Origin of the sequence: Mesorhizobium sp. ISC25 (assembly GCF_042295465.1) — a bacterium.
Taxonomy (GTDB): domain Bacteria; phylum Pseudomonadota; class Alphaproteobacteria; order Rhizobiales; family Rhizobiaceae; genus Mesorhizobium.
The window spans coordinates 2513369-2533642 of sequence record NZ_CP135441.1; the positions used below are offsets into that span (position 1 = coordinate 2513369).

Annotated in this window: 19 protein-coding genes; 15 read left to right on the top strand and 4 right to left on the bottom strand. The window is 60.7% G+C overall.

Annotation, left to right across the window (positions count from 1 at the left end; all coding sequences use genetic code 11):
• Positions 1–75 precede the first annotated feature (75 nt).
• Genes RQ479_RS12695 through RQ479_RS12710 form a run of 4 tightly spaced genes read left to right on the top strand, consistent with a single transcriptional unit; the run spans position 76 to position 4738 of the window.
• Positions 76–783, top strand: coding sequence for an ABC transporter ATP-binding protein (locus tag RQ479_RS12695; protein ID WP_376705327.1), 708 nt, complete (start codon positions 76–78; stop codon positions 781–783).
• A gap of 5 nt (positions 784–788) precedes the next feature.
• Positions 789–3152, top strand: a complete 2364-nt coding sequence (locus RQ479_RS12700) for an ABC transporter permease (protein ID WP_376705923.1) — start codon at positions 789–791, stop codon at positions 3150–3152.
• A 3-nt stretch (positions 3153–3155) separates the two neighbouring features.
• Positions 3156–4382 (top strand): efflux RND transporter periplasmic adaptor subunit, encoded by a 1227-nt coding sequence (locus tag RQ479_RS12705; RefSeq protein WP_376705328.1) that lies wholly within the window; start codon positions 3156–3158, stop codon positions 4380–4382.
• A 56-nt stretch (positions 4383–4438) separates the two neighbouring features.
• Positions 4439–4738, top strand: coding sequence for a LysR substrate-binding domain-containing protein (locus tag RQ479_RS12710; protein WP_376705329.1), 300 nt, complete (start codon positions 4439–4441; stop codon positions 4736–4738).
• A 71-nt stretch (positions 4739–4809) separates the two neighbouring features.
• Here RQ479_RS12710 and RQ479_RS12715 read toward each other — a convergent pair whose 3' ends face one another.
• Together RQ479_RS12715 and RQ479_RS12720 are read right to left on the bottom strand one after the other, a co-directional pair.
• The gene (locus tag RQ479_RS12715; RefSeq protein ID WP_376705330.1) at positions 4810–5196 is read right to left on the bottom strand and encodes a hypothetical protein; all 387 of its coding nucleotides are present in this window, start codon (positions 5194–5196) and stop codon (positions 4810–4812) included.
• 399 nt (positions 5197–5595) lie between these two features.
• Entirely contained in the window at positions 5596–5805 is a 210-nt protein-coding gene (locus RQ479_RS12720) for a hypothetical protein (RefSeq protein WP_352978019.1), read from the bottom strand.
• A 246-nt stretch (positions 5806–6051) separates the two neighbouring features.
• On the opposite strand from RQ479_RS12720, the gene RQ479_RS12725 reads away from it, so the two are divergent.
• Positions 6052–6699 (top strand): helix-turn-helix domain-containing protein, encoded by a 648-nt coding sequence (locus RQ479_RS12725; RefSeq protein ID WP_376705331.1) that lies wholly within the window; start codon positions 6052–6054, stop codon positions 6697–6699.
• Positions 6700–7395: 696 nt separating this feature from the next.
• On the opposite strand, the gene RQ479_RS12730 is transcribed toward RQ479_RS12725, so the two are convergent.
• A complete protein-coding gene (locus RQ479_RS12730) occupies positions 7396–7638 on the bottom strand; it encodes a hypothetical protein (protein WP_376705332.1) in 243 nt (80 codons plus the stop codon).
• 429 nt (positions 7639–8067) lie between these two features.
• On the opposite strand from RQ479_RS12730, the gene RQ479_RS12735 reads away from it, so the two are divergent.
• A complete protein-coding gene (locus RQ479_RS12735) occupies positions 8068–8463 on the top strand; it encodes a hypothetical protein (RefSeq protein ID WP_376705333.1) in 396 nt (131 codons plus the stop codon).
• Between the two features lie 122 nt (positions 8464–8585).
• Positions 8586–12011 carry an acyl-[ACP]--phospholipid O-acyltransferase gene (locus RQ479_RS12740; protein WP_376705334.1) on the top strand — a complete coding sequence of 1142 codons (3426 nt, stop codon included), beginning with the start codon at positions 8586–8588 and terminating at the stop codon, positions 12009–12011.
• Positions 12012–12675: 664 nt separating this feature from the next.
• On the opposite strand, the gene RQ479_RS12745 is transcribed toward RQ479_RS12740, so the two are convergent.
• The gene (locus tag RQ479_RS12745) at positions 12676–12918 is read right to left on the bottom strand and encodes a hypothetical protein (protein WP_376705335.1); all 243 of its coding nucleotides are present in this window, start codon (positions 12916–12918) and stop codon (positions 12676–12678) included.
• Between the two features lie 176 nt (positions 12919–13094).
• On the opposite strand from RQ479_RS12745, the gene RQ479_RS12750 reads away from it, so the two are divergent.
• The 8 genes from RQ479_RS12750 (at position 13095) to RQ479_RS12785 (ending at position 20243) form a co-directional block, all read left to right on the top strand.
• A complete protein-coding gene (locus RQ479_RS12750) occupies positions 13095–13295 on the top strand; it encodes a hypothetical protein (protein WP_292662652.1) in 201 nt (66 codons plus the stop codon).
• Positions 13292–13507, top strand: a complete 216-nt coding sequence (locus tag RQ479_RS12755; RefSeq protein WP_292662655.1) for a hypothetical protein — start codon at positions 13292–13294, stop codon at positions 13505–13507. The genes RQ479_RS12750 and RQ479_RS12755 overlap by 4 nt, the downstream gene beginning before the upstream one ends.
• 847 nt (positions 13508–14354) lie before the next feature.
• Positions 14355–15470, top strand: coding sequence for a Fic family protein (locus RQ479_RS12760; protein ID WP_376705336.1), 1116 nt, complete (start codon positions 14355–14357; stop codon positions 15468–15470).
• Positions 15471–15670: 200 nt separating this feature from the next.
• On the top strand, positions 15671–15976 hold the full coding sequence (locus RQ479_RS12765; protein WP_376705337.1) for a DUF1778 domain-containing protein: 306 nt from the start codon (positions 15671–15673) through the stop codon (positions 15974–15976).
• Between the two features lie 23 nt (positions 15977–15999).
• Positions 16000–16500, top strand: a complete 501-nt coding sequence (locus RQ479_RS12770; protein ID WP_376705338.1) for a GNAT family N-acetyltransferase — start codon at positions 16000–16002, stop codon at positions 16498–16500.
• A 540-nt stretch (positions 16501–17040) separates the two neighbouring features.
• Positions 17041–18087, top strand: a complete 1047-nt coding sequence (locus RQ479_RS12775; RefSeq protein WP_376705339.1) for an NAD(P)-dependent alcohol dehydrogenase — start codon at positions 17041–17043, stop codon at positions 18085–18087.
• A gap of 345 nt (positions 18088–18432) precedes the next feature.
• Positions 18433–19344 carry a carbohydrate ABC transporter permease gene (locus RQ479_RS12780; RefSeq protein ID WP_376705340.1) on the top strand — a complete coding sequence of 304 codons (912 nt, stop codon included), beginning with the start codon at positions 18433–18435 and terminating at the stop codon, positions 19342–19344.
• Positions 19344–20243: a carbohydrate ABC transporter permease gene (locus RQ479_RS12785; protein WP_352455511.1), complete on the top strand. Its 900-nt coding sequence runs from the start codon at positions 19344–19346 to the stop codon at positions 20241–20243. The genes RQ479_RS12780 and RQ479_RS12785 overlap by 1 nt, the downstream gene beginning before the upstream one ends.
• Positions 20244–20274 lie beyond the last annotated feature (31 nt).

Below are 20274 nucleotides of genomic sequence, written 5' to 3' on the forward strand. Positions count from 1 at the left end.
CTGTGCCATGCGACCTCGCCGATTGATCTCAGCGCCGACGCGAGAAGTGCCTCGAACATGCGATCCCTGGCGGCCATGGCTGATACTGTCTTCACCGCAAAAGCGCTGACCAAAACCTACACCTCGGGTGAGACGCAAGTGCTTGCGTTACGTAAGCTGGACCTTGAGATTTCGGCGGGAGAGATGGTCGTTCTGCTTGGCCCGTCGGGCAGCGGGAAGTCGACCCTGCTCAATATCATGGGCGGGCTTGACCATGCCACGAGCGGCCAGTTGTTCTTCAGGGACCAGGAACTGACCAACCTCGATGACCGCAGGCTGACTGCCTATCGGCGGCAGCACGTCGGGTTCGTTTTCCAGTTCTACAACCTGATCCCCAGCCTGACCGCTTATGAAAATGTCGCTCTCGTCACGGAGATTTCCGATCATCCGATGCGCCCGGACGAGGCGCTCGCCCTGGTCGGACTTGAACCGAGGATGCATCATTTTCCGGCTCAGCTCTCCGGTGGCGAGCAGCAGCGTGTGGCCATTGCGCGCGCGATCGCCAAGCGCCCGGACGTGTTGCTCTGCGACGAGCCGACCGGCGCGCTGGATTCCAAGACAGGCATCCGGGTAATCGAGGCACTGCTCGGCATCAATGCCCAGCTTGGCACCACGACACTCATCATCACGCACAACGCCAGCATCCAGGATGTCGCCGACCGGGTCCTGTTTTTCGCCGACGGGCAGATCTCCAGAATCCGCAAGAACGAGGTTCGCCGAACTGCCGCCGAGCTGGTCTGGTGACCTGGATGCGCGCGCTGGACATCAAGCTCCTCCGCGACCTCGGGCGGCTCTGGGCGCAGGTGCTTGCCATCGCCCTGGTCATAGCCGGAGGCGTGGCGACGCTTATCCTCGCCGTCGGATCCTACCGTTCCCTCGACGAGACGCGCACCGCCTACTACGAACGCTACCGCTTCGCCGACGTCTTTGCTGCGGTGAGCCGCGCACCAAAAACGCTTGTCGACCGGATTGCCGAGATTCCCGGCGTTGCTTCCGTCGACACGCGAATTGCCAAGCTCGTGCTGCTTGACCTACCAGACTATCTGGAGCCGGCGACAGGTGAAGTCATATCCCTGCCCGAGATCGGGAAGGCTTCGCTCAACCTGCTCTACATGCGCGTTGGCCGCATGCCGGAGCCTGGACGACCCGAAGAGGTCGTCGTCAACGAAGGCTTTGCCTTGTCCCACGGCCTTCAACCCGGGGCCCGATTCTCGGCAATATTGAACGGCCGGAAACGTGAATTGACGATTGTCGGGATCGCGCTGTCACCCGAGTTCATCTACGCGGTCGGACCAGGCGACATCATGCCGGACGACCGCCGCTTCGGCCTCATCTGGATGTCAGAGAAAGCACTCGCCAGCGCCTTTGACCTCGATGATGCATTCTCATCCGTTTCTTTGAAGTTGCTGCGCGGCGCTTCCGAGAGTGAGGTCATGATGCGCCTCGACGCCCTGCTGGAGCGCTATGGCGGGCGAGCGGCCTACGGGCGCAAGGACCAGACTTCGCACGCCTGGCTGAACCACGAACTCGACATGCTCAACAACATGAGCCGGACGCTGCCGCCGATCTTCCTTCTGGTGTCGGCATTTCTGGTCAATCTCACACTGAGCCGGCTCGTAGCTCTGGAACGCGAGCAGATCGGGCTCATGAAGGCGCTGGGATACAACAACGCCAGCATTGTCATGCACTACCTCAAATTCGTCGCCGTCATCGTGATGATCGGCATTGTAATCGGCAGTGCAGCGGGCACTTGGCTGGGGATGCGCATCACCGGTCTGTTCGGCGACTTCTTCCATTTTCCGTTCCTCGTCTTCACCAAGAGCCCGGACCTCTACGTCATTGCCGCCGCGCTCAGTCTCGTCGCTGCAATTATCGGGGCGGTGCGCGCGCTTCGCGAGGTCGTGCGATTGGCGCCTGCCGTCGCGATGCAAGCGCCGGCGCCTCCGCGCTATCGGCGACTGCTGCCGGCGAGCTTCGCTCTCGACAGGTACATGTCGCAACCGACCACGATGATGTTGCGCAACATCACTCGCCATCCAGTCAGGTCATTATTCACGACGCTTGGAATTGCGCTGGCGACAGCCATCCTGATCGTTTCCCTTTTCACAGGCGATGCGATGGAGCACCTGATCGACGTGACGTATTTCCTGGCTGACCGACAGGACGCCACCGTCAGTTTCGTGGAAAGACGCCCGCTCGACGTCGTCCTTCAGATAGCACGGCTTCCGGGCGTTCTCGCCGCGGAGCCGTACCGCGAGGTCCCCGTCCGCATAAGGAACGGCAGCGTTCAGCGCCGCATCATGATCAGCGGCAGGCCGCGTAACGCCGATCTCAACCGCATCATTGATGTTGACCTGCGGCCGGTCGTCCTGCCGGAAGCGGGCCTGGCGATTTCGAGCATGCTTGCCAGGATTCTCGGGGTGAGGGTCGGCGATCCCGTCGAGGTCGACGTGCTCGAAGGAGCGCGGCGGACCGTTGTCGTCCCTGTGACAGCCCTGTTCGAAGATTACTTCGGCATCCGCGGGATGATGGATTCAGACACGCTCGCGCGCCTGATGCGCGAAGCGCCGTCGCTGAACAGCATAAACGTCAGCCTCGACCAGAACAGCCAGGAGACGTTCTATGCTGCTATCAAGGACATGCCCGTCGTCAGCGGGCTGGCCCTGCAGCGTGTCTCGCGCGCGAATTTCCGCAAGCTGGTGGCCCTCCTGATCACGACAATGGCCAGCATTTACACCGGCCTGGCTGCCGTGATCGCATTTGGCGTCGTCTACAACAGCGCCCGTATCTCACTCTCCGAACGGGCGCGGGAGTTGGCCAGCCTGCGCGTCCTCGGCTTCACTCGGGGCGAAGTATTGCGCATCCTCCTGCTCGAACTCGCCCTGCTCACGCTGATCGCGCAGCCGCCTGGATGGCTGATTGGCTATGGCCTTGCCTGGATCATGCAGAAGAACCTGGCAGGCGAACTGATGCGGGTGCGCCTGATCGTAGAGCAATCCACCTATGTCTTCGCCAGCGCCATCGTGCTGGCCGCAGCTGTGCTTTCAGCTCTCGTGGTTCGCCGAAGGCTCAACAAGCTGGACCTTGTCACCGTTCTCAAAACGCGAGATTGAACCATGCGCGCAATCTGGATGAAACGAATTTTCGGGATCGCGGCTGTGACACTGTTGGGGGCCGGCGCGGTCTGGTTCGCATGGCCGCGGCCCATTGCTGTGGACCTTGCGATGGTGAGGAAAGGTCCCATGGAGGTCACGATCGAGGACGAGGCGAAAACGCGCGTGCGCCACGTCTATACAGTGTCGGCTCCTATTGCCGGGAAAGTCCTACGCATCTCTCCGCCGCGTCACGTGGGAGATCAGGTCACCAAGGACGAAACCGTCATGGCTGTGATGCAGCCGACGCTGCCGGGCTTTCACGACGCACGCACGCATGAGGAGCTGCGGGCGGCACTGGCTGCGGCCGATGCGGGCGTGAACCTTGCGGCAGCCGAAACGCGTCGGATCGAAGCCGCGCTTTCATTTTCGCGAACGGAGCTCCGGCGGGCCGAGGCGCTGGCGCGCACAGAAGCGATCTCCCTAAAGGTTCTCGACACAGCCAAATTCAGCGTTGAGACCAATGAAGCAGCGCTTGCCAGTGCGAAAGCCCAACTCGAGGTCCGCCGAAACGAGCGTGACAGCGTTGCGGCGCGACTTGGCGAACAATCGGGTGCCGCGCCGGAGCTGGATCCCGCCTGCTGCATACAGTTGCGCGCCCCCGTAAGCGGCAGCGTCTTAAAGATCATGCAGGAGAGCGAAGGTGTGGTCCAGGCTGGTGCCCCGCTGATCGAAATCGGTGACTCGCTCGATCTCGAAATCGTCGCGGACCTGTTGTCGACCGACGCTGCCCGCATAAAGCAAGGCGCGCCGGTCTGGATCGACAACTGGGGTGGACTGCCGGTCCAGGGCCGCGTCTCCCGCGTCGATCCGGCGGGCTTCACCAAGGTTTCAGCCCTTGGCATCGAGGAACAACGGGTCCGCACGACGATCGACTTCACCGACCCTCCGGCGAAGTGGTCGGCGCTAGGACATGATTACCGCGTGATCGTGCATGTCACGATCTGGAAAGGCGATGACATCCTGGCCGTCCCGGTGGCTGCCCTGTTCCGACAAGGAGACGACTGGGCGGTATTCGCGGTAAGGGACGGCCGTACACGGGTATCCATCATCAAGATCGGTCAGCGAAACAGCCGTACGGCGGAGGTTCTGTCGGGCCTTGCCCCAGGCGATCGCGTGGTACTGCACCCGAGCGACAGGGTCACGGACGGCGTGACCGTCGCGGAGCGCGATGTCCAATACTCTCAATAGCTAGTGTCGGAACGGCAAAGTCGATGGGAAAGGCGGCAACCAGCGGGAACTGGCGCGTGGACAACAAAGGAGACAAGATCCTGGCCGCGCATGGGGTACGGCCGCGCATCCTGATCGAAACGCCCTACGGCCTGACCATCGCTATCCTTGCAGCGAAGGGCATGGGGATCGGCTTGGTCAATCCCTCCGTCGTTGCGGACGGCATGATCGGCGGTATTTTGGCCCGGCCATTCGAGCCAGCCGTCAATTTCCGCGCGCTACTCCTGCGCCCGCCGGACGGCATCAATTCGACCTTGATCACCGACTTCATTGGCAAACTCTATGCCGCTCGCAATATGCTATCGAGCGAGGCATAGGCAACTGGCTCGACGCCTGGTCTAGCTGCACGAATATTCCTCGATCAGAAGCAGGACACGCAATCCCGGTCCTATCCCTCCCCCATCGTCGAGCGGAGAAGAGCTTGCATATGCTCTGCCAAGTCGAGCTCACCGCGCGCCTCGATCTTCAAAAGATATCGGGCCTTGGACCGGCGATCACCTTCCCTGACCGCAGGATAGGCGCATACAGCCAGCAGCGCCCTTTCCTCAGCCCGGCTGGCTCTGTCGTGGTCGCGGTTACTGCCGCCCATTTCGTGGATCGCCTTGCCGAATGCCGCGTACGCTGCCTTGTGCGCATTGATCAGTGCCCGCAGATCGCGGGACGGTTCCCGGTCCTCCCGTCGCGGCTTTGTGGCGAAAGCCGATGCCGCAACCGTCGAGGCGATAACGGCGCTGGCGGAGTTGAGAAGCAAGGCGCGGCGATTCATCCTGGACATGGTGAACTCTCCTCTTCACGTCATGGCAGGCTGCCAGAACGATGTCGTAGGATCGGCCAGCTGCGCTTCCACAGTAGCATGACTGCCGGCGCGTTCATGTCAGGATGGATGGTAACGTTGGATGCGTTGCAGCCAGAGCATAGTTGGCGCGACTGCGCGAATCGGCATCTCGCGAACTGTTCAATCAATTGTCCCTCGGCTTCGCCACCAAAGAAAGGATCGCCATTCCCGAAAAACTCCATAACTTCGAAGAATTGCGATCCCTTTCGGCGCGGCTCACGAGGCGTCCTCGGCGGTGATGGCTTTCATCACCCGTTCGTCCACCCATCGTCCGGGCCTCGTTAAGATGGCGGTGCCAAGTGCCTTGCGACGACGGCGACCAGCGAAAGCCGTTGGCTTTCAGCGCCCACCGGTCGCCTCGTCGGGCTTAGCCGGGAAGATCATCTGAATGCGAGCCATGTCGACGTCGATGATGTCGACGGCTCTGATTCCGATCTTGGCGATCTGGCTTTCGTTTGCCCACTCCTGCATCCTCACCAGTGATTTCAGTCGCGATTGCAGGCGGCGGATTTCGGCCCGGTTGCCGACGTGTCGAAACCGCGTTTCCATTGCCAGTCTGCCAGTATGACGGCTGTCGACCGACGCTGATGATTGCGTGCTCTGACAATTTCAATGCGGCACAAGTCGGCAGAAGCATACGCAAGTTCCCGAGAAGGCGAGCGCCGCGTAGGCACGCTGCCGGCCTTCACCGCTTTCCCAGCCAAGCACTAGGTAGTTTCCCGTAGGGATAGAACCGAATTTCGCGACCTGCTGATTCGCGCGATTGCTGTGTTGCGGATCAACCGGGAAACAGCCATGCACGCCCAATCGAGCTCCAGAATTTCACTGCCGTCGCACGCCTTACAGTCGAGCCTGCCTACGGCATTCGATCCGACACCGCTACAGCCGGTCAGCTTCTTTCGCTGCGGTTCGGAAATCTATGCGCAAGGTGAAAAGGCCGGAGCCTTCTATCAGGTCGAGTTTGGCGCCGTGCGTGTTTACCGCCTGCTTGCGGACGGTCGCAGGCAGATAAGTGCCTTCCATCTGGCCGGAGAGACATTCGGTTTCGAAGCCGACACCACCCATCATTTTTTTGCCGAAGCCATCAACGCCGTGAGTGTCCGCGTCTTCCGCTTTGCCACTGGTGCGGATCTCTCCCGTCAGCTGCTGCCGTTGGCTCTCAAGGGCCTGACGAGAGCGCAGGAACATCTCTTGGTTCTCGGCCGTCAGAATGCCATCGAACGCGTCGCCGCGTTCCTGGTCGACATGGCGGAGCGGCAGGGCGGCTTGCGACAGGTCGAACTGCCGATGTCGCGCATGGATATCGGCGATTATCTCGGCCTCACCATCGAAACCGTGTCGCGGGTTTTCACCCGGCTGAAGGACAAAGGCGTCATCCGCCTGCTCAATCTGCGCAGCATCGAGATCATCAAGCACGACGTGCTTCATGCGATGAGCGAGTGAGGCTACTTGGTCACTTGCCGCGCGTGGCAGACCGTAAGCGTTGCCGCTTCAAGCCCAAACGCTCGCGGAAGGGTCAGCAATAATACACAGGCACGGGATTTCAGTTCGTTGGCGGTGCGGGCAAGCGGCTCGGTAGCCGATCTCGTTGTACTCAACAACTCGACATGAAAGCGGTGCTCGCAGCTGCCAACGAGGCTGCCGGCGTTTACGAGCCGGCCGGCTGATTGGACAGCCCGCGAAGCGCGGCAACTCGCGTGCGCGCTTGCCGCTCGACCCCTGATGAGTATCCCACTGGGACGCCGATTCAGATGGCCTGTCTTTGAACGCCGCCAAGCAGGCCTACGACCGCTTCAATCGGGCAACCGCAGCCGACCCCCTGCAGATGATGGATACCTTCGTCCCAGCTGAGGTGGGTGACGTCGAATTGCCCCTCGCATTTTCGGCAAGCATCCCGGCAATTTCGCCGTGATGAGGGCTCCGAGTTTGGACGATGCAGGCGCTGTCAACCTTCTGCAAGCCAGCACCGTCGTCTGTAACAAGGACGCCGCAACCACGAGGGCGCGGCCGCCATCGAAGCGAGTTATCTCAGCACTCGCGGTGAAACCGCAGCCCTCTTATGCCGCGCAACAGCTAATTTCAGCCGGCTTTGGTGACTCGAGGTTCAATCGCTGTGGGGCTTTCGGGGCAAGCGCGCAGCTAGGCCGCCTTCTTAATCTCCGCGACCTGAACGCCCAGTCGGAACGCCTGACCGTCTGCAAACGAACGCGCGTAGCTTGCAGATGTAAAAGGGACCGTGGTGGTGGTGCCGTTGACCGTCACGCGAACCGACCACCCGTTGTCCCTAACGATTTCAACGGCATGTTGCTCATGCGCAGCCATGCATTCCTCCCAGAATGGTCCGTTGAGGATGGAGGATAGCGTCGTGAAACTGGTTTGCATGCAAATAATCCGACACCGCGACGTCGAAATGTCAAAATGCGCACAGCTATACTCAAGTCGATGGCATCGCCTTAACCTTGGTCGATGCAAGAGGACACCACAGCGGCGAACTCACCTTCAAGGGCGACTGCGCAGTTCACGCCCTGTCTGGGGAACACGCGGATTACCAGGCGGACAAAAAAAGCCCCAGCGCTGGGTCGATGCGCCGGGGCTTTGGGCACGTACAAGCTACACCAACATGTCCGCATATGAACGTGCGCTAATAAAGTGAAGGAATGGTGAACCACGCATATGCCGAAGGGCGCACGCTAAAAGCTGGGGTGAAGCGCAGTATCAGTAATGACAAGTTTGCGCACTCTGATTGTCCCACCTTACTTTCGACCAAACGACGGGGTGAGGATGCGGGCAGTCTTATTGCTTTGATGACGTATGCCGTCACCGCTCATGCCGATGAAGCGAGCCGGCTCACTGACGCCGTCCTCGACCGGCTGCGAAAGACTGTCGCAAGACCGGCTGATTGTATCGAACCCGGAAACAGACCAACGCCGGCGCAACCTCACCCTGAAACCAAAAGACAATATCGATGACCTCCAACAGCTATGCTCCCAAGGGTTCAAGCGCCTGCAAACGTTGACCACGCCCACTTTCGCTATCGCCGCCTGGATGATGACGGCCGCATCAATTTCATGGGGCAAGCATAGCCGCCAAGGGGTTCTGCCCGATGGCCGCGACCAGGCTCGTGGATACCGCGAACCATCACCAAGACACCGCGAGACGCGGAAGAGGCAAGCCGCTTCATCAACCGGCAACACCGAAAGCTGCTGATCAATGTGAGCCGCAGTAACGAAGCGTAATCGGGTTCCCACTACAAAAAGGCTCAAACCGCGCAAGACCGCTGATCGATCCGACCAGGATCTTCAACGGTCTGCCCAATGGAAGTCGGCGCTATGGAAATCGTCACGAACAACCCCACGAACAGTCATCTGATGACTTCACGGCGTTTTGCGCCTCTCTTCTGGACGCAGTTCCTGTCCGCCTTCAACGACAATTTCCTCAAGAACACGCTGGTTTTCCTTATTCTGTTCACCCTGGCGGCGGACAAGGCGGCATCACTGGTCACCCTGGCGGGTGCCGTCTTCATGGCTCCTTTCCTGCTCCTGTCTGCCCTTGGTGGCGAGATCGCCGACCGGTTCGACAAGGCGCTCATCGCCCGTCGGCTGAAATTCACCGAGATCGCCGCAGCTGCTGTCGCAGTCGTTGGGATCGCGCTGTCGTCGATCCCGGTGCTGATGATGGCGTTGCTCATGTTCGGCATCATCTCGGCACTGTTCGGACCGATCAAGTACGGCATCCTGCCGGATCATCTCGAGCGCAAGGAATTGCCCCGCGCCAATGCCTGGATCGAATCGGCAACCTTCGCCGCCATCCTCGGCGGCACTATAGCCGGAGGCGTCGTCTCGGCCGATGGCATAGGCGTCTCGGTCTTCGGGCCGATGATGATGATCCTCGCCGTCGGTTGCTGGTTTGTCAGCCGATACATTCCGTCAACCGGTTCTGCTGCACCCGACCTCGTTATAGACAGGAACATCTTTCGCTCGACGTGGCGACAGGTCAACGGCTTGCGTGCCGACAAGCGGATCTGGCGCGCCGGACTGATGACGTCGTGGTTCTGGCTGATCGGGGCCATTGTCCTTTCGATCCTGCCTACGTTGGTCAAGGATTCGCTCGGTGGCGGAGAAATCGCTGTCACCGCCTATCTCGCGGTGTTTGCCGTCTCGATCGCGATTGGCTCTGCCATAGCCGCATGGATGTCGCAGGGCCGCATCGTGCTCTTGCCAGCCCCGGTTGGCACGGCGTTGATGGCACTATTCGGCTTGGACCTGGCCTGGACCATCTGGAGCATGCAGCCTTCGGTCAGGGCCGAAACGCTCGCAACATTCTTCGCCGGGCCAAACACGGTCCATGTTGCGATCGACCTTGCCGGCATGGCTATTGCCAGCGCCTTTCTTGTCGTGCCGACCTTCGCCGCCGTGCAAGCCTGGGCGCCCGAAGCCAGCCGCGCCCGCGTCGTCGCCGCCGTGAGCATCGTCAATGCAGGCTTCATGACGGTGGGCGGCATACTCGTCGCCGCGATTCAAGCAGCGGGCGTCTCCACTGGAGGTATCCTGTTCGGCCTCGCCGCACTCAACGTGGTCGCCGCCTGGCTGATGCTGAGATATCTGCCAACCAACGCCTTCCGCGATTTCGTTTCCATTCTGTTCCGAGCCTTCCATCGTCTGGAGGTGGAGGGGCTGGAGAACCTCAAGGCGGCCGGCCCGGCACCCATCCTGGCGCTCAACCATGTCAGTTTCCTCGACGGTCCGCTGGCCCTGACGCTGACCGAGGAAGAGCCCGTCTTTGCCATCGACCACACTATCGCCCAGGCCTGGTGGATGAAACCTTTCCTCAATCTCGCCCGTGCGCTGCCGCTCAATCCGGCCAAGCCGATGTCGACCCGCACGCTTATCAAGGTCGTGCAAGGCGGCGATCCGCTGGTCATCTTCCCCGAAGGCCGGATCACCGTCACTGGCGGCCTCATGAAGGTCTATGACGGCGCCGCCATGGTGGCCGACAAGACCGGCTCGATGGTCGTGCCCGTGCGCATCGACGGCCTGGAGAAGAGCTATTTTTCGCGGCTGACCTCGCTGCATATTCGCCGCCGGCTGTTCCCGAAGGTCAAGGTGACCATTCTGGAGCCCGTCAAACTTGAAGTACTGCAGGATCTGACGGGCCGGAAGCGCCGCGCCGCGGCGGGCGCTGCCCTCTACCAGGTCATGTCGGACCTCGTCTTTCGGACCCAGGACATCGACAAGACTGTGCTGGAGAAGATCATCCAGACGGCGAACGAACGCGGCATGAAGCAACTGGCCGTGCAGGACCCCGTGACCGGTTCGCTGAGCTACGGCAAGCTGCTGACAGCCGCCGCCGTACTTGGCGAGAAATTCAAGAATCTCTATGCCGGCCAGCAGACGCTCGGGATCATGCTGCCCAACGCTAATGGCGCCTGTGCGACGCTGCTCGGCGTTATGTCGGCCGGCAAGGTTCCGGCGATGATGAACTTCACTGCCGGTGCGGCCAACATCCTCTCCGCTTGCACGGCCGCCGAGGTGCGCACCGTGCTGACCTCGCGCGCCTTTGTCGAACAAGCGAAACTCGGCGCGGTGGTCGAGGAACTCGGCCGCTCGGTCGACATCGTCTGGCTCGATGATCTGCGCGCCACCATTGGCCTCAAGGACAAGCTGCTCGGCCTTTTGCGCAAAAGTGCACCCCGGGTCGCCCGCAAGTCCGAAGATCCAGCGGTGATCCTGTTCACCTCAGGTTCCGAAGGCACGCCCAAGGGCGTGGTGCTCACCCACCGCAACATCCTGGCCAATGCCGCCCAGGCCGCCTCCCGTATCGACTTCCACTCAGGCGACAAGGTCTTCAATGTGCTGCCGATCTTCCATTCCTTCGGCATGACGGCGGGCACGGTGCTGCCGCTGATCTCGGGCGTGCCGGTCTATTTCTACCCCTCGCCGCTGCACTATCGGATCGTGCCGGAGTTGGTTTACGCCTCCAACGCAACGATCATCTTCGGCACCGATACGTTCCTTGCCGGCTATGCCCGCACCGCACACCCTTATGACTTCCGCTCGGTGCGCTACTGCTTTGCCGGCGCCGAACCGGTGAAGGCCGCGACGCGCATGACCTATATGGAAAAGTTCGGCCTGCGCATCCTCGAAGGCTACGGCGTGACCGAAACCGCGCCCGTGATCTCCATCAACACGCCGATGTACAACCGGTCCGGCAGCGTCGGCAAAATCATGCCGGGTATGGAGTATCGCCTGGATCCGGTGCCTGGCGTCGTGGATGGCGGACGGCTGTTCGTGCGTGGGCCCAACGTCATGGCAGGCTATCTGCGCGCCGAGAAGCCGGGCGTGCTCGAACCGCTCGAAGACGGCTGGCATGACACCGGCGACGTCGTCGCCGTCGACGATGTCGGCTTCATCACCATTCGAGGCCGCGCCAAGCGCTTTGCCAAGATCGGTGGCGAGATGATCTCGATGGCCGCCGTCGAGGCGCTGGCGGGCGAATTGTGGAAAGGCTCGCTCTCGGCGGTCGCCGCCGTGCCAGATGCGCGCAAGGGCGAAAAGCTGATCCTCATCACCGAGGCCGTCAACGCCACGCGTGCCGAATTCCTGGCCTTCGCTAAGGCCAACCGCGCCATGGACCTGATGGTGCCCGCCGGAGTGCGCGTCGTTGCGAAAGTGCCCGTCCTCGGCTCAGGGAAGCTCGACTTCGCCGCCGTGACAAAGATGGTGCTCGGCGCAGAGATGAAGATTAACGCCGTTTGAGCACGTCCTACCAATGGCCGACGAACCAAGCTGGCCCGCTCTCCCGCGTAGTCCCATCCCGTTGCCGCCCGCTTAGGTAACGCCGATACTTCACTAGGTTCCGAAAATCACCGGATGCGCGGCAGCCGTCTCTGTCTGACCTTTGGAATCTTAAACATATAACTATCACGATCGCCGAACTCAGCACGAGCAGTTCTGGACCTCGCAGAACGGCAAGCAAGGGTGGTGACGCCGCCAAGCGTGCTCGGACGCTGATCCAGCTTGAAAGCCAGGGCGAACTGCCCCATCGCTTCCTCGCCGGCGCGGATCCAATCGCCACGGCGCTGAACAATCAATGACCACGGACAGCTTGCCGCGGCTCTTAGCGGGCTGCGACCACGGGCCTGCGCGAGTCCTCGACGAGGCGCGCGCGGAAAGTTCAGGGTTCAGGTTTATCCGTTCAAGAATATCCGCGGCGTTCCGGTCTCAATGAGCAGGTCTTGCGAACGGCAGCGCTGGTGAACCTCATGGCCCGGCTCGATCGGCCTGTTTCGGATCTTGCCTGTGGCGGGGAACGGCGGCTGCAAATCGGTCTGGCGCTGACAACAATCGGTTAGCCCGACGAGCCGCTTGCCGGCATGAGCGCGTCACGCACGATGATCATCATTGACCTCGCGTGGATTCGTTATTCGAGCTGGCCGAGAAAGTAACCGTCCTGCAGGAGGGCAGGAAGCTGGTCGAAGGCATGCCAGGTGAGATCCGACCGCTGCGAAGGATGATGCGGCTCGAGGAGCGGAGCCTCACGCAGGTCTCTGCCGTTGAGATGGAGGAGGTTGACTACGTGGAAGACCTTGGGCGGCATCTCGACCGGCGTGGGCATTTGGAATTCGATAAAGGACAGGCGGCCAAGGGCAGGCTCCGTAAGCATGCACCCGCACTCCAAGCACTGCCATCGCATCAAGACGCATGCCGAATAAATTTTCACCAAGATTCCGGACTGAACGGCTAAGCAACGGTGAGCAACCGTACGTTTCTTACATTCAATTGAAGCCAATTAGGAATAGATTATTATCCCACCGGGGCGTGTCTTTGGGGATGGGTTGGATGACCAATGTACAAAGGGTAACTCCAGTTCTAGAACAAGCAATCGCTGCACTTCTAAACAGGGCCGAGTATGGCGACACAGTTTCGATCAAAGCGGCACTGAAGGAAATTAGGCAGGCTGCGCCTTATTTGGTCGCATCCGACGAAGAGCTAACCGAGGCGGTCGTCGAAGTATCTGCTGCCATGGGCCTGTCTCAATGAGTGGCATAGCCTATCCTGGCGATTTGGCTTTGTTGAAACAGGTCTTTGATCGTGTCTGCGCCGAGGCAGGTATCTCGGTTAGTAGCGAGCAGGCGGAGCGCCTGAGCATGACCGCAATGGCACTCTTCTCGGACGGCGAGTTCGACGAGGCTGTTCTTTATGAACGCCTTCGGCTTGTTGCCCGCTCTCTGCCGAGAAAGGACCGAGCATGACTCCCATCATCGGGAAGCCCTAGCGAGCGTTGTCGCTCCATAATGAACCTTTGTCGATCGACGACGTGGGCCGATCAGGGCAAGCGATCCGGCAGCAATACTGTGAGGCGAAGGGTATGCGGCATGCGCCGAACTTCCCTGCGCGCCGGTGTTCCACCGCGTGAAAAAAAGCCCGCCGCACGGTTAGGTGCGGCGGGGCCGGACGGGCGCTGTTGCACCAAGCGGGGGACTAGGGTGGGCGGGCTTGCCAGGTGCGCGCGGGCCCTAGGCAAACTTAGGCGCATGAGTTGCTATACGTCTAGCAACCGCCAGTTGGACTGGCCCGAAATCGGGGTTCCAGTGCCAAGGGACAGGACAGTTCCCGGTGCCCAGCCCGAGGGCCCGTCGGGGCCGGCTCCGTGCTCCAGCCTACCGGTTCAGATCCGAGCCGTGCCCACATCTTGAACAGGCAAAGCCGCGCACGCCTGTGAGGTACGAACCGCCGCTGATTTCCATAATGACGCTACACGTGTCGGCCCTTGATAGCCGCGTGAGGGGAGCTGTGCAAAGACCGGTTCTCGGGGCGCCTCAAGCTATGTCCTTCAACGTGTCCAGCGGCCCTTTCAGAGCCGACCTGGGTTGGATCAACTCCGGCGCAATCAGGAAAATCTGCGGTGCCGCCAAACAGATTGGCGCGACCGCAAGAACGCCTCCTCAACAGTGGGTCTTGCGATATAGCGGTCTACAACTCGAACCCCGAACACGTTCGCCAATGTTGACGTATCCGAGAAGACCCTGAGGCATAGCGAGGATTGCTATAGCTCACTTGTCGTGGCATCATGAGTTATAGAAAGGTGCTCTATAACTCATGGTATGGAATTGGGAGCAGGCTGACTGGCCGCATTTTACCTACGATAAGAAGGTATTGGAACCGCTGGAAAGCGAGTTCCTGTTGCGATCGGGCGAGTTCCTGGGCGTCTTTCGTCATGTGGGTTCCAACGATCGCGACCAGATCCGCATCGACCTTATCAGCGAAGAGGCCTTGAAGACATCCGCGATTGAAGGGGAATACCTCAACCGCGAGAGTCTGCAATCATCGTTACGCCAGCAACTTGGCCTGGGAAGCGAGATCAGGCACATTCCGCCGGCCGAGCGCGGCATCACTGAAATGATGGCCGATGTTTACTTGCATTTCGCCGATACACTCTCGCACCGCACCCTCTACGCTTGGCACAAGATGATGATGTCGGGTGAGCGGGTTATCGGGACCATCGGCAGCTACCGCCAGCATGCCGATGCTATGCAAATCGTTTCCAATCGGCTGGATAAGCCCAAAGTGCATTTCGAAGCGCCGCCGTCGGCCCGGGTGAAGACCGAAATGGACGCCTTCGCGGCTTGGTTCAACGAAACCGCGCCCAAAGGCAAGATACCGATTCCGGCGTTGACGCGTGCCGGAATCGCGCACCTTTATTTCGAGAGCATTCACCCGTTCGAGGATGGCAACGGGCGCATAGGGCGTGCCCTCTGCGAAAAGGCGTTGGCGCAAAGCCTGGGTGAGCCCAGTCTCATCGCTTTGGCGTACACGATTGAACGCCACCGCAAGGCCTACTACGACAATCTGGAGGCCAGCAACAAGAGCAACGCGATTACGGATTGGCTGCTCTACTTCGCTAAAACGATCCTTAAAGCGCAGCGCGTAACGCTTGCCCGTGTCGAATTCTCCGTCGCCAAGGCCAAGTTTTTCGAACGCTACCGCGGTCACTTCAACGAGCGCCAAGAAAAGGTCATCACCCGGATGTTCCGCGAAGGTATAGATGGTTTCAAGGGCGGTCTCAGCGCCGAGAATTACATCGCCATTACTCAGGCATCGCGTGCGACTGCAACGAGGGACTTGCAGGACCTCGTTGCCAAGGGTGCACTGATTAGAACTGGCGAACGACGATACACACGTTACGCATTGAACACTCTTGCTGGCCGAGCGTAAACCACACAGGGACAGAAGAAGCGGGCTGTCGAAGAGCCTGCCTGCCCGGCACCGTCAGCACCCAGCAGAAGCCGAACAGCGGGCGAAGCTGATGTTCGACCCACCAGCGCGTGGATGAAGGGCAGAAATCGGACGTTTATTTGTTCGTCTATGTGACGTACATTGTTTGCGAAACATAGACCACGACAGGAGTGATCCCAATGCCGCGCAAACAGCCCCAGGTCGAACGAGGGACGCCCAACCGCGTCGAACGCCTCGGATTCCGGCTGGATGAAGAGACTAAGGATCTTATCGAGCGGGCAGCGCATCTGTCACGACGCAAAGTCAGCGACTTCTGCGTCAGTGCACTCACTGACACCGCGCGCCGGACGATCGCCGAGCATGAGACGTTGGTGCTGTCCGATCGCGACCGCGCGGCATTCTTCGACGCGCTGGTCAATCCGCCAGAGCCGAGTGAGCGGCTGGTCCGCGCCTTGGCCGAGCACAAGCGGCGGGTCGCGTCCTGAGCATGGCGGCGTCTCGACCAGATTTGAAGATCGAGGTCCTCGCGTCGCAACACGACCGGGACGGCTTTGCCTGCGGCGTCGACAGACTCGACCGTTATCTCCGGACGCAGGCAAGCCAAGATGTGCGGCGCAAGGCGAATGGGGTCTTCATTCTAGTGGAGCCTGATAAACCGGATGTCGTGCTGGGCTATTATACGCTTTGCGCAACCGGGGTTGCACACGGCGACGTGCCGGCCACCGCGCGCAAGCACATCCCGCGCTATCCGCTGGTCAGCGCCACGCTGATCGGACCGCTAGCGGTCTCGGAAGCCCGTCAGGGCGAACGCCTGGGTGCGATGCTTCTCGCCGACGCCGTGCGGCGCGCCTATGCGAGCGCGGCCACAGTCGGTTCCTCGATGCTGGTGGTGGATGCCATCAGCGAGCGCGCCGCTGCCTTCTACGAGGGAAACGGCTTCGTGCGGCTGCCGGAATCGCTCCGGCTGGTCCTACCGATGCACGCAATCCAGCAACTGGTGGGGCCATGATCGACGCAGCATCTACATCGCCTAACGCGGAGCCTTCGCCGTCGGACCGCGACCGGTTCGGCCACCCTGTGCTTTGCCGAAGCCCTCAGAAGCATCTCGCACACCCAGTAAAAAGACCCTCTTTCGTCGTGCTACGGCGCCCTGTCAGGTGCTCTGTCGCTCGGGCAGCCCAAGCCAGGCGACAATCTCTCAAACATCGCGTCACAGCATGGCCTGTTGCGCCTCTTCGCCAAAACAGAACCGAAAGATGGGAGAACTTTGTGTGCAGCGAGTGTGCACGTCGCCCTCTAAACACTGGTTCTATTCTGATGCCGAATCTATCACTGGATACCTCAGAGCACGCTGGATGATCCAAACGCAAATTCGGCAGCGGCATGGTCGGCCTTCAAAGTCCCTTGGCCGGGAAGTATAGTCGGAATCTTGCAACACCCGTTTCCGAACTGGATTTTGAACCCGTGAATGAGCGGCTATGATGAACGTGCCGAGTGCAAGCAAGGTCGAGGAGGCCTCGAACAATCGGCATTAGAGGAGATTACGTCGATGACGAACGTTCGCGCCCTTGTCCTTGAACGCCAGCACGAACTCAAGCTACGTGAGATCGATCTGCCACAGACCGTAGGCGCGGGCGAAGTTCGCATCAAGATCCATACGGTGGGCATCTGCGGCTCGGACGTGCACTACTACACGCATGGCCGCATCGGCCCGTTCGTGGTCGAAGCGCCGATGGTCTTGGGTCACGAAGCCGCCGGCACTGTCGTCGAAACAGGGGAAGGCGTCGAGCATCTGAAGGTCGGCGACCGCGTCTGCATGGAGCCGGGTATCCCCGATCCCAATTCGCGGGCGAGCCGGCTCGGTCTCTACAACATTGACCCGGCTGTCAGATTCTGGGCAACGCCGCCGATCCACGGTGTGTTGACACCCTATGTCGTCCACCCCGCCAACTACACTTTCAAACTGCCCGACAATGTCAGCTTCGCCGAAGGCGCCATGGTCGAGCCCTTCGCTGTCGGCATGCAGGCAGCGGCCAAAGCAAAGATCGCGCCGGGCGACACGGCGGTGGTGATTGGCGCAGGGCCGATTGGCACGATGGTGGCGATCGCGGCACTCGCCGGCGGGTGCGCCCGCGCCATTGTTGCAGATCTCGCCCAACCCAAGCTCGACATCGCCGGCGGCTATCAAGGCGTGATCCCGGTCAACATCCGCGACAAGAGCCTGGCGGCGGAGGTAAAGCGCCTGACCGATGGCTGGGGCGCCGACGTCGTCTTCGAATGCTCGGGCTCGTCGAAGGCATGGGAGACCCTGCTCGATCTGCCGCGGCCCGGTGGCGCGGTAGTGGTGGTCGGCCTGCCGGTTGCGCCGATCGCATTCGATGTCGCCACCGCCTCGACCAAGGAAGTCCGCATCGAGACTGTGTTCCGCTATGCCCACCAATATGAGCGGGCAATCGCGCTGATGGGGTCGGGCCGGGTCGACCTAAAGCCACTCATTTCGGCGACCTTCCCCTTCGAAGATTCCATCACCGCCTTCGACCGCGCAGTCGAAGCCCGGCCGGCGGACGTAAAGCTTCAGATCCGATTGCCGGACTAAGGGGAGTTCCAAGACCCCCGGGCTGTCCTCCCGATCTCCTCGATGCGTTCCGTAGCTTTCCTTGGGCTGCCAAAGTTGGCGGCGGCCCCGAGCGCTTTTGATACTGGTACACGGCATTTGCCGGCGGCGCTCCCTACAAAACAACCCTGTACCCGGCCATGACGGCATCCTCTGGGACCACGAGCAAATCCCTTGAGCGCGGATGGAACCGACACTTGACAAATCGGCGGCCGTCCGACACGTTCTTAACAAAAGGCACAACAAACTTACAAAAGTTCAAGTTGGCACAATCTGGCCGATAGGGAGAAGGCCGATGCGTCTCTGTGACCGAGCGGAGATTTGCACGTGAGCAGCGCTATCCTCACCCGGCCGAGTTCCAGGTGGGCCCTGCCCCGGTTCATGACGGCCGAGCATCCTTTTCCCTGGCTCGCGCCGATCACGGTGATGCTTCTCGTTTTCGGCATCTATCCCCTCGCCTATTCGGTCTGGCTGTCGTTTCACAAACGCAATGTCGTTTCCCGGCAACTTGACTTCGCCGGGCTCCACCAATGGACGCGCGCATTCTCGGATCCGCGTATGTGGCATTCACTGGAAACCACGCTGATCTACACCTTCGTCGCGCTTGCGGTTCAGCTTGCGCTCGGCATCCTCATTGCCCTTCTGCTTGACACCGATCGCAAAGGTTACGGCGTGCTGCGGGCGCTGATGACACTGCCGCTGGTGGTGCCGCCTGCCGTGACCGGAATGATGTTCCTGCTGATGCAGGACGGCTCTTTCGGCGTCCTGTCGTTCTACCTCTATGCCCTCGACCTGATCTCGCCGGCACAGCCGATCCTGACGCAGCCCGGAACCGCATTGGCGGCGATCCTGCTGGCAGACATATGGCAATGGACGCCGTTCATGGTGCTCATCATCCTGGCAGGGCTCAGGGCGCTGCCGAAGGAACCTTTCGAAGCCGCGGCGATCGACGGCGCCAACGGCATCCAGACGTTCTTGCGGCTCACATTGCCGATGCTGCGCAAGGTGATAGCGGTCGCGGTGCTGATCCGCGGCGTCGATCTCTTTCGCATCTACGACTACGTCTACATCGTCACCGCCGGCGGGCCAGGCACGGCCACCGAGACACTTTCATTCTACGCGGGTCGAATCTACTTCACCGGAGACTTTCCCTATGCCGCGACCCTGTCGCTGATCGTGCTCGTCGTCTTGATCGTCGTATCGAACGTCTTTGTCAGGCTGTTCAAGGTGAGGTTCTGATGGAGTCGTCGCGCGCCCAAACGATCGCCCGTGACGTGCTCGCCGTCCTGGTGGTGGCGATCTTCATGTTCCCGATCGCGTGGTGGGCTCTGTCGTCCATCAAACCCTATTCGGCGATCTTCGACCGCAGCGGACCAGTTTACACCGGTTTCACGCCGACGCCGGACAATTACCGTGTAACCCTGCTTGGCGTTTCGCGCGTCGACATCGGCATGGAACAGGGCGGCGAGGCGGCCGGGGTCATCAAGGGTGGCGCCAGTTCCTACGATTCCCGCCAGTCTTTGCTCGATAGCGCCGTCATAGCCGTCGGATCGACGGCGCTGACGCTGCTGCTGGCCACGCTGGCCGCCTATTGCCTGTCGCGAATGCAGTTCAGCGGCCAGCAGTCTTTCCTGTTCTGGATTCTCTCGCAGCGCTTCATGCCGCCAATCGCGATCGTCATTCCGATCGTTTTCATGTTCCGGGATCTCGGCTTGCGCGATACCTATACGGGGCTCATCCTCGTTCACAGTTTGATTAACCTGCCGCTGGCGGTTTTGCTTTTGAAGTCGTTCTTCGACGATGTTCCGCGCGAGGTTGATGAGGCGGCGCTGATTGACGGCGCGACGCGCTGGCAGACGTTCCGACGCGTGGTCCTTCCCATGGTCAAGGGCGGCATCGCTGCGACAGCTGTTCTGTGTTTCATCTTTTCGTGGACCGAGTTCCTGCTCTCACTGTTCCTGACAACGTCGATCCGCACCGTGCCGGTGAAGATCTCGACCTTTGTCACCTCGACCGCGACCGAGTGGGGCTACATCACAGCGCTCGGCACGTCCGCGATCATACCCAGCTTCATCTTTATCCTGCTGGTTCAACGGCATCTGGTCCGCGGCCTCACCCTCGGATCGCTGAAGGAGTGAGGCGCAGACGAGAAGAACGACGACAAAAACG

What these genes read in the sequence shown, in the direction of transcription:
- RQ479_RS12720 (WP_352978019.1), bottom strand. Translation starts at nt 5,805, where the DNA reads ATGGAAACGCGGTTTCGACACGTCGGCAACCGGGCCGAAATCCGCCGC.
- RQ479_RS12725 (WP_376705331.1), top strand. Translation starts at nt 6,052, where the DNA reads ATGCACGCCCAATCGAGCTCCAGAATTTCACTGCCGTCGCACGCCTTA.
- RQ479_RS12775 (WP_376705339.1), top strand. Translation starts at nt 17,041, where the DNA reads ATGACGAACGTTCGCGCCCTTGTCCTTGAACGCCAGCACGAACTCAAG.
- RQ479_RS12715 (WP_376705330.1), bottom strand. Translation starts at nt 5,196, where the DNA reads ATGTCCAGGATGAATCGCCGCGCCTTGCTTCTCAACTCCGCCAGCGCC.
- RQ479_RS12750 (WP_292662652.1), top strand. Translation starts at nt 13,095, where the DNA reads ATGACCAATGTACAAAGGGTAACTCCAGTTCTAGAACAAGCAATCGCT.
- RQ479_RS12765 (WP_376705337.1), top strand. Translation starts at nt 15,671, where the DNA reads ATGCCGCGCAAACAGCCCCAGGTCGAACGAGGGACGCCCAACCGCGTC.
- RQ479_RS12785 (WP_352455511.1), top strand. Translation starts at nt 19,344, where the DNA reads ATGGAGTCGTCGCGCGCCCAAACGATCGCCCGTGACGTGCTCGCCGTC.
- RQ479_RS12735 (WP_376705333.1), top strand. Translation starts at nt 8,068, where the DNA reads ATGCCGTCACCGCTCATGCCGATGAAGCGAGCCGGCTCACTGACGCCG.
- RQ479_RS12695 (WP_376705327.1), top strand. Translation starts at nt 76, where the DNA reads ATGGCTGATACTGTCTTCACCGCAAAAGCGCTGACCAAAACCTACACC.
- RQ479_RS12745 (WP_376705335.1), bottom strand. Translation starts at nt 12,918, where the DNA reads ATGCTTACGGAGCCTGCCCTTGGCCGCCTGTCCTTTATCGAATTCCAA.
- RQ479_RS12705 (WP_376705328.1), top strand. Translation starts at nt 3,156, where the DNA reads ATGCGCGCAATCTGGATGAAACGAATTTTCGGGATCGCGGCTGTGACA.
- RQ479_RS12755 (WP_292662655.1), top strand. Translation starts at nt 13,292, where the DNA reads ATGAGTGGCATAGCCTATCCTGGCGATTTGGCTTTGTTGAAACAGGTC.
- RQ479_RS12700 (WP_376705923.1), top strand. Translation starts at nt 789, where the DNA reads ATGCGCGCGCTGGACATCAAGCTCCTCCGCGACCTCGGGCGGCTCTGG.
- RQ479_RS12740 (WP_376705334.1), top strand. Translation starts at nt 8,586, where the DNA reads ATGGAAATCGTCACGAACAACCCCACGAACAGTCATCTGATGACTTCA.
- RQ479_RS12760 (WP_376705336.1), top strand. Translation starts at nt 14,355, where the DNA reads ATGGTATGGAATTGGGAGCAGGCTGACTGGCCGCATTTTACCTACGAT.
- RQ479_RS12730 (WP_376705332.1), bottom strand. Translation starts at nt 7,638, where the DNA reads ATGCAAACCAGTTTCACGACGCTATCCTCCATCCTCAACGGACCATTC.